At 61.8% G+C, this 12,250-nt stretch carries 15 protein-coding genes and 1 pseudogene; 5 read left to right on the top strand and 11 right to left on the bottom strand.

The window, feature by feature from the left end; translation table 11 throughout:
- Position 1: 1 nt before the first annotated feature.
- From tusD to BKX96_RS26550, 4 genes are all read right to left on the bottom strand, one after another.
- Positions 2–394: a sulfurtransferase complex subunit TusD gene (gene tusD, locus BKX96_RS26565; RefSeq protein WP_046817202.1), complete on the bottom strand. Its 393-nt coding sequence runs from the start codon at positions 392–394 to the stop codon at positions 2–4.
- A gap of 181 nt (positions 395–575) precedes the next feature.
- Positions 576–1,280: a YoaK family protein gene (locus BKX96_RS26560; protein ID WP_046817186.1), complete on the bottom strand. Its 705-nt coding sequence runs from the start codon at positions 1,278–1,280 to the stop codon at positions 576–578.
- Positions 1,281–1,302: 22 nt separating this feature from the next.
- Complete coding sequence (locus tag BKX96_RS26555; protein WP_077185884.1) at positions 1,303–1,632, bottom strand: DUF6388 family protein; 330 nt, start codon at positions 1,630–1,632, stop codon at positions 1,303–1,305.
- Positions 1,633–1,652: 20 nt separating this feature from the next.
- Complete coding sequence (locus BKX96_RS26550) at positions 1,653–1,901, bottom strand: hypothetical protein (protein ID WP_046817188.1); 249 nt, start codon at positions 1,899–1,901, stop codon at positions 1,653–1,655.
- Between the two features lie 148 nt (positions 1,902–2,049).
- Between BKX96_RS26550 and BKX96_RS26540 the strand changes: the two genes are divergently transcribed.
- Positions 2,050–2,400 carry a hypothetical protein gene (locus tag BKX96_RS26540; RefSeq protein WP_046817189.1) on the top strand — a complete coding sequence of 117 codons (351 nt, stop codon included), beginning with the start codon at positions 2,050–2,052 and terminating at the stop codon, positions 2,398–2,400.
- A gap of 141 nt (positions 2,401–2,541) precedes the next feature.
- On the opposite strand, the gene BKX96_RS26535 is transcribed toward BKX96_RS26540, so the two are convergent.
- Positions 2,542–2,967, bottom strand: coding sequence for a GNAT family N-acetyltransferase (locus tag BKX96_RS26535; protein ID WP_077185883.1), 426 nt, complete (start codon positions 2,965–2,967; stop codon positions 2,542–2,544).
- A 145-nt stretch (positions 2,968–3,112) separates the two neighbouring features.
- On the opposite strand from BKX96_RS26535, the gene BKX96_RS26530 reads away from it, so the two are divergent.
- Complete coding sequence (locus tag BKX96_RS26530; protein WP_046817191.1) at positions 3,113–3,550, top strand: hemerythrin domain-containing protein; 438 nt, start codon at positions 3,113–3,115, stop codon at positions 3,548–3,550.
- 15 nt (positions 3,551–3,565) lie between these two features.
- On the opposite strand, the gene BKX96_RS26525 is transcribed toward BKX96_RS26530, so the two are convergent.
- Positions 3,566–4,066 carry a methylated-DNA--[protein]-cysteine S-methyltransferase gene (locus BKX96_RS26525; protein ID WP_046817192.1) on the bottom strand — a complete coding sequence of 167 codons (501 nt, stop codon included), beginning with the start codon at positions 4,064–4,066 and terminating at the stop codon, positions 3,566–3,568.
- 138 nt (positions 4,067–4,204) lie between these two features.
- Here BKX96_RS26525 and ggt point away from each other — a divergent pair, with 138 nt between their 5' ends.
- The 3 genes from ggt (at position 4,205) to BKX96_RS26510 (ending at position 7,816) form a co-directional block, all read left to right on the top strand.
- Complete coding sequence (gene ggt, locus BKX96_RS26520) at positions 4,205–5,932, top strand: gamma-glutamyltransferase (RefSeq protein ID WP_077185882.1); 1,728 nt, start codon at positions 4,205–4,207, stop codon at positions 5,930–5,932.
- 68 nt (positions 5,933–6,000) lie between these two features.
- Positions 6,001–6,534, top strand: coding sequence for a cysteine hydrolase family protein (locus BKX96_RS26515; protein WP_077185881.1), 534 nt, complete (start codon positions 6,001–6,003; stop codon positions 6,532–6,534).
- 178 nt (positions 6,535–6,712) lie between these two features.
- Positions 6,713–7,816, top strand: coding sequence for a sterol desaturase family protein (locus BKX96_RS26510; protein WP_077185880.1), 1,104 nt, complete (start codon positions 6,713–6,715; stop codon positions 7,814–7,816).
- Here BKX96_RS26510 and BKX96_RS26505 read toward each other — a convergent pair.
- From BKX96_RS26505 to BKX96_RS26485, 5 genes and pseudogenes are all read right to left on the bottom strand, one after another.
- Entirely contained in the window at positions 7,719–8,438 is a 720-nt protein-coding gene (locus BKX96_RS26505) for a L,D-transpeptidase family protein (RefSeq protein WP_077185879.1), read from the bottom strand. The two genes, BKX96_RS26510 and BKX96_RS26505, sit on opposite strands and share 98 nt — an antisense overlap.
- Entirely contained in the window at positions 8,435–9,196 is a 762-nt protein-coding gene (locus BKX96_RS26500) for a M15 family metallopeptidase (protein WP_077185878.1), read from the bottom strand. Before BKX96_RS26500 ends, BKX96_RS26505 begins: the two co-directional genes overlap by 4 nt.
- Before the next feature lie 38 nt (positions 9,197–9,234).
- Positions 9,235–10,191, bottom strand: coding sequence for a lipoyl synthase (gene lipA, locus BKX96_RS26495; RefSeq protein ID WP_077185877.1), 957 nt, complete (start codon positions 10,189–10,191; stop codon positions 9,235–9,237).
- 139 nt (positions 10,192–10,330) lie between these two features.
- Positions 10,331–11,587 carry a serine hydroxymethyltransferase gene (gene glyA / locus BKX96_RS26490; RefSeq protein ID WP_046817199.1) on the bottom strand — a complete coding sequence of 419 codons (1,257 nt, stop codon included), beginning with the start codon at positions 11,585–11,587 and terminating at the stop codon, positions 10,331–10,333.
- A gap of 132 nt (positions 11,588–11,719) precedes the next feature.
- Positions 11,720–12,250 (bottom strand): annotated as a pseudogene (locus BKX96_RS26485) (glycine dehydrogenase (aminomethyl-transferring)); the annotation flags it as partial.

The raw sequence follows: 12,250 nt of genomic DNA, 5'->3' as shown, positions 1-12,250 counted from the left end.
CTCACACACCTCCGAAGCAGATCAGGCGGTCGGCGTCCTGCACCGCATCGTGCAACTGACCGAGGCCGGACAACGCCCACGGCGCGCCGACGGCGACAGCCTCGCGCTGATAGCGCCTGGCTTCTTCCTCGTTCAACACCCCACGGCGCAAGGCGGCGGCGATGCACACCACGCCATCGAGTTGGTGTTCGCTGACGAAGGTGCGCCATTGCTTGGGCAGATCCAGCTCGTCCTGGGGCGTGACCACACTGGCGGACGCGTTGTAAACGCCATCCTGGTAGAAAAACAGCCGGACAATCTCATGCCCACCGGCCAGCGCGGCCTGGGCGAACAGCAAGGCGCGGCGCGAGGAGGGCGCATGGGCGGCGGAAAATACGGCGATGGCGAACTTCATGGCGGACTCGATCAGCGAAACTGCGGCCATGATAAAGCTTTATCGGCGCAGGGGCTAAATCGATGTCGCCTGTGCGGGCCTCTTCGCTGGCAAGCCAGCGCCTACAGGAAATGCGTCGGTCACAAAAGATCTACTGTAGGAGCTGGCTTGCCAGCGAAGGGGCCCGCACAGGCAACAACAATCAACGGGGCATATACCCCAACTGCCAACGCCGCGGGATCTTCAGCGACAAAATCCCCAGCGCCGCCGCCAGCAAGCCGCTGGCAAACAGCGCCTTGAGCCCGAAATGATGTTCCAGCACTGCACCGAGTACCGCGCCAGCGAACATGCCGGTCCAGGGGATCAGTTGCACGCGCCAGCCGTTACGGCGCTCACCAAGCAGCCAGCGCCCCAGGCCACGGCCGAAGCGCGACAGGGCGCCGGTGACGTAGGTCAGGCCGACCGGCAGGCCGTTGACCTCTTCCACGGCGGCATTGAGCATGCCCATGGCGATGATCGCCGCCAGCAGGGCGGGCAGTTGCGAGTCGTAGGGCCAGGCCGCGGCGGTGCACAGCAAGGCGGCGATGCACAACAGCAAGGGCAGTGGCCGACGCCCGGTCAGGCGGCCGACGATAACGCCCAGCGCGTTGCCGATAATGAAGGTGGCGACGAGGATCACCAGGCGCAGGGTCAATCCCAGGTCGCCGTCACCGATGGCGACGGCCATCCGCGTGGTGTTGCCGCTCATGAACGAGACGAAATCGCCGCTGGCCATGAAACCGATTGCATCGGTCATGCCGGCCAGCACCGAGAGCATGGCTACCAGACTCAGGCCGATGCGCCCGCGCCATTTCTGCGTGTGCAAGTGTCCGGGGCTGGCGTGGGTCCTTGAGGCGGAAGGCAGCATGGGTGACATCCTTGAGCGGTGGTCAGGGTGTTATCCCATATAGATCGCAATACTCCAACCAGTCCATGCCGGCCATTTCCGCAACTTCCCGGTGTACTTCCAGGCGCTGGACCTCGTATTCCTCATCTGACGCAGCGGTCAGTTGCAGCGTCAGCTCCCAGGCAAACAAACCCTGGCGCTCGGCTTCGGCTTCAAAGGCCTCATGCAAACGCTCATCGCGAAACTGCGCGAGGGTTTCGCCCTTGGCCTGGGCCAGCAGCGGGTTGAGGTTGTCGAGCTCGACCCGCAGTTCGGGGCGCTCGTCGAGAAACTTCTTCAGGGCCTGTTCGTGTTGTTGCTCGGATGCCGCCATGGTCGCTCCTTAGGAACGGATTACGAAGACTGTTTTTTGCTGGCCTTGGCCGCTGCCGCCAGACACTCGAGGGCAAACTGCTCGGTATAGGTCATCTGGATCGGCGTGGTGTCGCCCTTGACGGTTCTTTCACCGTCGAGAATGTATCGAATCCGCTTGTCGGTGACGCCGATTCGCTTGGCGATCCAGGAAGGTGTCTGACCGATCTGGCTGATCAGCTTGTCGGCATATTCAGTGGTCGGTTTGTAGAATTCGGCGTTGGGTGTCATGGGGTGTCCAGGGAAAGGTGCAATACAGCGCTATTGGCGCGACAGGGTGCGCGAATCGTCGCCCGGTGTCGCGTTATAAATGAAGTAAAGCAGAACGTCAGGCGCTGCCACGGTGATACAGTCCGCTTTTTCCTCATGAGTGAATGCAATGCGAATTCTGATGGTGGCGCTGGCCGTTACCTTGCTGGCGGGATGCGCGAGCTCGGCGATGAACGATGCTCGGACCAAGGCCCCGTACAAGACCCTGAACTCGGACAAACCGGCCAAGGACGTCGCCCAGTGCGTGCAGTTCTCCTGGCAGGACGAAGCGGTGTTCGGTGTCGATGCCGCCGCGTACCTGGAGCCGGGTGAGAAGGGCAGCACCACCGTGTACACCCGCTCGGCGGAGTCTTTTGTCGACGTGACCACCGATGCCTCGGGCACCGTGTTGAGTTACTACGCGCAGCAGGATGACTTTGTCGCCAAACGGCGGTTGGCGGCGCTGGCTACCTGTCTTTAAGGTCGATGCAGTACCCAATGTGGGAGCGGGCTTGCTCGCGAAAGCGGTATTGCATTCAACATTGATGTTGACTGTGCCACCGTCTTCGCGAGCAAGCCCGCTCCCACACTGGTTCGGTGTAAATCAGGAGGATGGGGGGGATCAGTAGCTCAGGCGTTTCTGGAAGAAGAAATGCTTGTACCCCGGCGGGTAATCGGCAATGTGCCCGATCTCGCTATAGCCGCATTTTTTGTAGAACTCCGGCGCCTGGAATTCAAAGGTGTCGAGCCACAGCCCGATGCACTTTCTCTCCCGCGCCAGTTCTTCGGCCATCCGCATCAGTTTCGTGCCCATACCCTGTCCCCGGGCCTGTTCCGGTACCGACAGCAGGTCGATGAACATCCACTGGTAAAACAACCGGGCATAAAGGCCGCCGAGGATCGCATCGTTTTCGTCGCGCACCAGCAGGGCGATGTGCTCGGGTACCGCGCCGTCGGCCTTCGAGGCGTTGTAGGCGCGCAGCGGCAGCAGGATGGCCTGGCGCTCTTCTTCCGTGGGGGTGGGCGAAAACTCTATTCGAAGGTTCATGGCTATATCCTTATGGCAGTGAGTCGGCAGCCTATCGTGGTCACCGCCATTGTTCCATCACCCGCAACGAGTGGAACCCTCGCCAGCGCGCAGATGTCATTTGTTGTGACGCGCCATTCCAGAGTGCGACCGATGAGGACATTCCGTGAATATTTTCGAAGCCTTGCGCGAAAGCCACGAGCGCCAGCGTACCTACGCCAAAGCCCTGATCCGCACCAGCGGCGACACCCCTGAGCGTGTCGAGGCGTACAAGCAGCTCAAGTCAGAACTGCAGGCACACGAAACCGCTGAAGAGCGGCATTTCTACATCCCGTTGATGGAGTTCGACAACGGCGTTGATCTCAGCCGCCACGCGATCGCCGAGCACCACGAGATGGATGAAATGATGGAAGAACTGGACGGCACCGAGATGTCCAGTCCGTCCTGGCTGGCGACCGCGAAGAAGCTGTCGGAGAAGGTCCATCACCATCTTGAGGAAGAAGAGCAGAAGTTCTTCCAGATGGCCGGCAAGTTGCTTGACGAGAAGCAGAAAGAGTCGCTGGCGGGGCAGTACGAGAAGGAATACCAGGCGCAGCTTGCGTGAGGTTACCCCTGCAAATCAAAAGCCGGGCAGGCGTGGTGTTTGGCTTTCCAGGCTGAGCAACGTCTGCTTCGCTTCAAGTCCCCCGGCAAAACCGGTCAATTGCCCCGACGCGCCAATCACACGATGACAGGGCGCGACGATCGAAATCGGGTTCCTGCCATTCGCCGCACCCACCGCCCGCACCGCGCTCGGGTTGCCGATCTGCGCGGCGATCTGGCTGTAGCTGCGGGTTTCGCCGAAGGGAATGGTCAGCAAGGCCATCCAGACCTTCTTCTGAAATTCCGTCCCGGCAAAATCAAGCTCGAGTTCGAAAGTCTGGCGGGTGCCAGCGAAGTATTCGCCCAGCTGTTGCGCGGTGCGTTGCAGGACCTCGTTGTCCGGTGCTTCGCTCATCGGCCCCAGGCGCACTCGGCCCGGTTTGTCGTTTTCCCAGAGGATGGCCGCCAGGCGTGAACCTTTCGCCACCAGCTTCAACTCGCCGACCGGTGATGCCAGGGTGATACAGGTGTAGGTCATGCTGCACGCATCGCCGAATTGTTGAACAGGCGTTAAGGATACTGCCTTGCCGGGGAGGCGCAATACGCAATCGCGACCATACTTGCCTACGGCTTTTGAAGCGTTTCCCCCTGTTTAATAACAAAAAGAGACCGACTCATGAAGTACGAACCTTTTGCCAAATCGCTGATTGCGACCTCATTGGCGCTCAGCTGCCTGATGGCCCATGCGGCCTCTGTCGCTCCGGTTGCCGCCGAAAACGGCATGGTGGTCACCGCCCAGCACCTGGCCAGCCATGTGGGTGTGGATGTACTGAAGAACGGTGGCAACGCGGTCGACGCCGCTGTGGCGGTGGGTTATGCGCTGGCGGTGGTGTATCCCGCGGCGGGTAACCTGGGTGGCGGCGGTTTCATGACCATCCAGCTGGCCGATGGGCGCAAGACGTTCCTCGACTTCCGGGAAAAAGCCCCACTGGCCGCCACCGCCGACATGTACCTGGACAAGGCGGGCAACGTCGTCCCCGACTTGAGTACCCGCGGTCACCTGGCCGTTGGCGTGCCGGGCACTGTGTCCGGCATGGAACTGGCGCTTTCAAAATATGGCACCAAACCGCGCAAGGAAGTGATCGCCCCGGCCATCAAGCTCGCCGAGGACGGTTTCGTGCTGGAGCAGGGTGACGTCGAGTTGCTGGAGTACGCCACCGACGTGTTCAAGAAGGACATCAAGGATTCCGGCGCGATCTTCCTGAGTAATGGCGAGCCGATGCAGGTCGGGCAGAAACTGGTGCAGAAAGACCTCGGCAAGACCCTGCGGGAAATCTCCGAGAAAGGCGCCGACGGCTTCTACAAAGGCTGGGTGGCCGACGCCATCGTCACCTCCAGCCAGGCCAACAAGGGCATCATCACCCAGGCCGACCTCGACAAGTACAAGACCCGCGAACTGGCGCCCATCGAGTGCGATTATCGCGGCTACCACGTGGTCTCGGCACCGCCACCGAGCTCCGGCGGCGTGGTGATCTGCCAGATCATGAACATCCTCGAAGGCTATCCGATGAAGGACCTGGGCTACCACTCCGCCCAGGGCATGCATTACCAGATCGAAGCGATGCGCCACGCCTATGTGGACCGCAACAGCTACCTGGGCGACCCGGACTTCGTGAAAAATCCGATCGCGCATTTGCTCGACAAGAACTACGCGACCAAGCTGCGCGAAGCGATCAGTCCGCAGAAGGCCGGGGTGTCCAAGGACCTCAAGCCTGGCGTAGCGCCCCATGAAGGCAGCAACACTACCCATTACTCCATCGTCGACAAATGGGGCAACGCAGTGTCGGTGACCTACACCCTCAATGATTGGTTCGGCGCCGGGGTCATGGCGAGCAAGACGGGGGTCATCCTCAACGACGAAATGGACGACTTCACTTCGAAAATCGGCGTGCCCAATATGTACGGCCTGGTGCAGGGTGAGGCCAACGCCATCGCCCCTGGCAAGGCGCCGCTGTCGTCCATGAGCCCGACCATCGTCACCAAGGACGGCAAGGTAGTGATGGTGGTCGGCACGCCCGGCGGCAGCCGTATCATCACCGCGACCTTGCTGACCATGCTCAACGTCATCGACTACGGCATGAACATCCAGGAAGCGGTGGATGCGCCGCGTTTCCATCAGCAATGGCTGCCGGAGGAAACCAACCTGGAAGCCTTCACCACCAGCCCGGACACGGTGAAGATCCTCGAAAGCTGGGGCCACAAGTTTGCCGGTCCCCAGGATGCCAACCACCTGGCGGCGATCCTGGTGGGCGCGCCGTCGCTGGAGGGCAAGCCGGTGGGCAAGAACCGCTTCTACGGGGCCAATGATCCGCGGCGTAACACCGGGTTGTCGCTGGGTTACTGAGGCTTGTGTTTAGAGGGGGACGGACTTATGTTCGTCCCTGATCCACTGACTTCTTCAAGGACGGAACCATGACCACTGCACTGCTGATCATCGATGTACAGCAAGCCTTGTGCGCAGGCGAGTACGAGTGTTTTCAGATCTCGCGTGTCATCACCACCATCAACGATCTTTCGGCCCGGGCGCGAAAGGCCGGCGTGCCGGTGGTATTCATCCAGCACGAAGAAACGGGCAGCCCCTTTGCCCATGAAGCGGCGGGCTGGCAGCTGGCCGAAGGGCTGGAAACGTCACCAAAGGATGCGCGCGTACGCAAGACCACCCCGGATTCGTTCTACCAGACCAACCTGCAGAAGCTGTTGCCGATCGATGACTTCGAGCGCCTGGTCATCTGCGGGCTGCAAACCGATTATTGCGTCAACGCCACCGTGCGCCAGGCACTGAAACTGGGCTACGACGTGGTGCTGGCGGCGGACGCCCACTCCACGGTCGACAACGGCAACCTCAGCGCCGAAGACATCATTGCCGAGCACAACAAGGACCTGGCGCACCTGACCGGTTCCGTTGCCCGAATCGACGTGGTCCCGGCCAAGGCCATCCATTTCTGACCCACCGCATCTCCCCCCTGCGGACACGGACGTCGGCAGGCGTTATGCCGGTTGCCGAAATCCCAATACCTGAATAAGATACATCCGCAATAACGGGGGCCGGTCAAGCCGTGCTCCCGCGCAAAGCATTCTTTCCAACCGACACACAACGCTCTACTTCAGCAGGGGGCAGCCTTTCATGGATGTTCTCGCAGCGATCGACCTGTACCTCTACACGTGGCTGGTTGCGCCTGTCAGCAAGCGGTTCCTGGGACTCTTCGACCTCAATGGTCGTCTCTGCGTGGCCTTTCTTTTCACCTCCTACGCCGCGGCCTACGGGTTGTTCCGTTGGCGCAGATCCCGCGGCCTGACCGACGCACCCACCTTCTGGACGTTCATCGGCGGCAACCGCGTGCACTTTCATCCGTCGGCGCTGCTCGATTACCGCTACTACTTTGTGCGCGCGATTCTCAAAGTCCTGCTGGTGGTGCCCATCGTTGGCCTGGTCGATCCGTACGTGCTGCGTTCCGGTGACTACATCCGCTTCTTCACTCGATTGTGGGGCGCACGGGTGCAGGTCGAGGAGCACCTGGCGCTGTCCCTGCTGTATGGATTGGGCGTATTCCTGCTGCAGGACTTCATCCATTACTGGGCCCACCGTGCTTACCACTCGCGCTACCTGTGGGCGTTTCACAAAGTCCATCATTCGGCGACGGTGCTGGTGCCGGCGACGGCGAGCCGGGTGCATTTCCTCGAGAAGGTGGTCGAGCGGTTGATCGACCTGATATTCATCAGCGCCTTTGCCGGAGTCTTCTGGTACGCCTGCGGCGGGGAGATCAGCCGTTACACGCTGTTCGGCGTGACCTACATGGTGTTCATCCTCAACGCCCTGGCAGCCAATCTACGCCACAGCCATGTCTGGCTGTCCTTCGGGCCGCGGGTCGAACACGTGCTGAACAGCCCGGCGCAGCACCAGGTTCACCACAGCGACGCACCGCGGCACTTCAACAAGAACTTCGGAGTCAACCTGTCACTCTGGGACTGGATGTTCGGCACGCTCTACGTCACCCATGCGCAACCTGAGGCCATTCGCTTTGGCACCGGCGAAGCGGATCATGGCCGTTACCTGAGTCTCTACAGCCTGATCATCACCCCCTTTGTCGACACGCTGGGCAAGATCCGCCTGGCCAGGCGCCCGCTGCGGGTCAGCGCGATGGCAGGCCCCAGCGCTCGCGCAACTGCTCGTATTGCGCCTCGGGCAACTGCACCAGTAGCGGAGACTGGCGCGGGTCCAGCCAGCTGAACAGGCGAGCGATATCCGCCGGGTCCATGGCGGTGCAACCCCGGGTCGGTGCCGTGGGGCCACGCCAGATATGGAAGAAAATGCACGAGCCGGCGCCGGGGGATGCCGGGGTGTTGTGCTGGATAAAAATGCCCTGGCGATACAAGTCATCACTGCGGCGCATGCGTTCTGAGCTGTCCCAGTCTTTCGCCACCACGGAGCCGTCGACCAGTTCGTTGTAACGAGTGGACTGGCTGTCATCCACGCATTCGATGGTCGTGGTCAATGCGAGGTAGGGCAGGCGAGTGGCCGCTGAAGCGTCGTAGCCAAAAGCGCTGCCCAGTTTGAAGATGCCGGCTGGGGCCTTTCCATCGCCTTCCTGTTTCACCGGCCCTTGAAATTGCCGAGTGTCGAGCAGTCCCTTGCCCCAGCCCATGCCGTGTTTGCCGAGGACGACCGCAAACGGCGCTTCGACTTTTTCGAAGGTGCTGCCGTGCCGTTCATAGCGCTGGGCAATGCCCTTGATGTCGTCCCAGTTCTTGCTGGTGACCACAATCAATTGAGCACTGCCGTCGAGCCCTTGCGCCAGCGCGGCACAGGGCAGCAGGATTAACCCGACGCAGATCGTGCAAAGACGGTTCATGGTGCCAGCGGGGTGATGGGGAAGTTCATGACGGTCTTCAACGACGCATCGCGGGTATAAGTGAAGTGCCACCACTCGGCGGAGTAACCGCTGAACCCCTCCTGCTCCATGGCGCGGGTCAGCCGTTGGCGATTTTCCATGGCCGTTGTGTTGATCGACGTCGAATCGGTATGGGCGCGCTCATCGAAGCAATCAAAACCGGTGCCCATGTCGACCGCGCCGTCATGCCAACGCTGATCGTAAGGCGCCGTGCAATCGACAGGCGCGGCTGAGGGCGTCCAGGTGTCTGGGGGCAGGGCGCCCGGCCCCGTCATGCTGAGGTCGACGGTGCCGCCCCTGGAATGATTGGACACCCGTGCCACATAGCCCAGGCGCCAGAAGTCCTGTTTCTCCACCCGTGGATAGAATTCGGCCTTGCGCGGGTCGCCCGGTTCCGTGGCGAAGCGGCCCATGTCCGCGACCGCGCGGCTGGGGCGATAGCAATCGAACACCTTCAAGCCATAGCCTTGCGCTTGCAGCGCCGTTTGCACCCGGCCGAGGGCCTCCGCGGCCTCCCGGGACAACAGGCACTCGGCGGCTTCGTAACCGTCGAGCGGGTGCCCGGTGAAGTTGTGGGCGCTGGCGTAGCGGATGTCTTGTTCGATGCCCGGAGCGATGGTACGCAAATACACCATGTGTTCGGGCCTGGGCTCGGCGCTGGCGACCGCCGACAGGGCAAGACTGAGGAATGGGAGCAATGTTCGAACGGCAAATGTCATAGGGCCGGGCCTGCGCAAGTGCAAGAGAAGTCACTTCATCATGGCTTGAAACCGGCGGTACCTCCATGAAGTTGTTGATCGGCATGATAAGACGAGCGCACCAGCGGCCCTGACGCCACGTTCTTGAAGCCCATCCGGGCGCCTTCCTCGGCGAACCATGCAAACACATCCGGGTGGACAAAGCGCTGGACCGGCAAGTGGCTGCGCGACGGTTGCAGGTACTGGCCGAGGGTGAGCATGTCGACATCGTGCTCGCGCAGGCGCTGCATGACCTCGATCACTTCTTCGTCGGTTTCGCCCAGGCCCAGCATCAGCCCGGATTTGGTGGGGACGTGCGGTACCTGGCGCTTGAAGTTTTGCAGCAGGTCCAGCGACCACTCGAAATCTGAGCCCGGCCGCGCGGCCTTGTACAGGCGCGGCACGGTTTCCAGGTTGTGGTTGAACACATCGGGCGGCTCGAGGGCGGTAATCGCCAGGGCGACGTCCATCCGTCCGCGATAGTCCGGCACCAGCGTTTCCAGCTGAATGCCCGGCGACAGCTTGCGGATCTCGCGCAGGCAGTCGACGAAATGCTGGGCGCCACCGTCGCGCAAATCGTCGCGATCCACCGAGGTGATCACCACATACTTGAGGCGCAGCTCGGCGATGGCCACGGCGAGGTTGCTCGGTTCGTCGATGTCCAGCGGCTTCGGCCGCCCGTGGCCGACATCGCAGAACGGGCAGCGACGGGTGCAGATGTCACCCATGATCATGAAGGTCGCGGTGCCTGCGGAGAAACACTCGCCCAAGTTCGGGCACGAGGCCTCTTCGCAGACACTGTGCAGCTTGTGTTTGCGTAGCAATTGCTTGATCCGGTCGACCTCGGGGGAGGTCGGCATGCGCACCCGGATCCAGTCGGGTTTGCGCGGGAATTCGTCGGTGGGGATGATCTTGACCGGAATCCGCGCGACCTTTTCCGCACCGCGCAGTTTGGTGCCGACTTGCACTTTGTTCATAGGTTTTCCCAGGGACTGTCAGACAAAAACGGACCTGTAGGAGCTGGCTTGCCAGCGAAGGCGGCACATTCAACATAGATGTTGATCGTTCGACCGCTTTCGCTGGCAAGCCAGCTCCTACAGGGTTACTGCGGTGTGCTTAGTCGCGGTACACCGGGAAATCGCTGCACATCGCCGCCGCCTGCCGCGCGACCTGGGCCTCGACATCGGCATCGCCAAGATGATCGAGGATGTCGCAGATCCAGCCGGCCAGCTCGATGCTCTGGGCTTCCTTGAACCCGCGGCTGGTAATCGCCGGGGTGCCGATGCGCAGGCCCGAGGTCACGAAAGGCGACTGCGGATCGTTGGGCACGGCGTTTTTGTTCACGGTGATGCCGGCACGGCCGAGGGCGGCGTCGGCGTCCTTGCCGGTCAGGCCCTGGCGGATCAGGCTGACCAGGAACAGGTGGTTGTCGGTGCCACCGGACACCACGTCATAACCGCGTTCGATAAACACCTGCGCCATCGCCTGGGCGTTGCGGATCACCTGCGCCTGATACGTCTTGAACGCCGGCTCCAGCGCTTCCTTGAAGCACACGGCCTTGGCCGCGATCACGTGCATCAGCGGGCCGCCCTGGCCACCGGGGAACACGGCGGCGTTGAGCTTTTTCTCCAGCTCGGGATTAGCCTTGGCCAGGATCAGCCCACCGCGTGGGCCGCGCAGGGTCTTGTGGGTCGTGGTGGTGACCACGTCGGCGTAGGGCAGCGGGTTCGGGTACAAACCGGTGGCCACCAGCCCGGCGACGTGGGCCATGTCGACGAACAGGTAGGCGCCAACCTTGTCGGCGATCTCGCGAAAGCGCGGGAAGTCCAGGGTCTTCGAGTAAGCCGAGAAACCGGCGATGATCATCTTCGGCTGGTGTTCGACGGCGAGGCGTTCGACCTCGTCGTAGTCGATCAACCCGGTCGCGGTGTCGATGCCGTATTGCACGGCGTTGTAGAGCTTGCCGGAAAAACTCACCTTGGCGCCGTGGGTCAGGTGACCGCCGTGGGCCAGGCTCATGCCCAGCACGGTGTCGCCAGCCTGCAGCAACGCCAGGTAAACCGCGGCGTTGGCCTGGCTGCCGGAGTGTGGCTGGACGTTGGCGTAGTCGGCGCCGAACAATTGTTTGGCGCGGTCGATGGCCAGTTGTTCGACCACGTCGACGTGTTCGCAGCCGCCGTAATAGCGTTTGCCCGGATAGCCTTCGGCGTACTTGTTGGTCAGGCCGCTGCCTTGCGCCTCCATCACCCGTTGGCTGGTGTAGTTCTCCGAGGCGATCAGCTCGATGTGGTGTTCCTGCCGCGCATCCTCGGCGTTCATCGCCGCCAGCAGTTGGTCGTCGTAGCCTTTGATCTGGTCGTGCTTGCTGAACATGGTGAAGGTCCTTTGTTGTTCTCGAAATGGGGAACGCACACCTTGTAGGAGCTGGCTTGCCAGCGAAGGGGCCATCAAGGCCGCCAAAAGCTTCGCTGGCAAGCCAGCTCCTACAAGGGTTACGCGCAAGGGTTATGCGTCTTGGTAGTCGGCGATGGAGGGGCACGCGCAGATCAGGTTGCGGTCGCCAAACACGTTGTCGACGCGGCCGACGGGCGGCCAGTATTTGCTGTCGATCAAGGTGTCCAGCGGATACACCGCCTGCTCGCGGCTGTACGGATGCGACCACTCGCCAACCAATTCCGCCGCGGTGTGCGGGGCGTTTTTCAGCGGGTTGTCGTCCTTGTCCAGCGTGCCGTTTTCCACCGCGCGGATCTCTTCGCGGATGCGGATCATGGCGTCGCAGAAGCGGTCCAGTTCTTCCTTGGATTCGCTTTCGGTCGGCTCGATCATCAAGGTGCCGGCCACCGGGAAGGACATGGTCGGGGCGTGGAAGCCGAAGTCGATCAGGCGCTTGGCGACGTCATCGACGCTGATGCCGCTGCTGTCCTTGAGCGGGCGCAGGTCGAGGATGCATTCGTGCGCGACCAGGCCGTTGCTGCCGGTGTACAGCACCGGGTAGTGCTCTTCCAGGCGACGGGCGATGTAGTTGGCGTTGAGGAT

Source organism: Pseudomonas putida, assembly GCF_001976065.1.
Lineage (GTDB): Bacteria > Pseudomonadota > Gammaproteobacteria > Pseudomonadales > Pseudomonadaceae > Aquipseudomonas > Aquipseudomonas serbica.
This window is presented reverse-complemented; position numbering and strand designations above follow the sequence as displayed.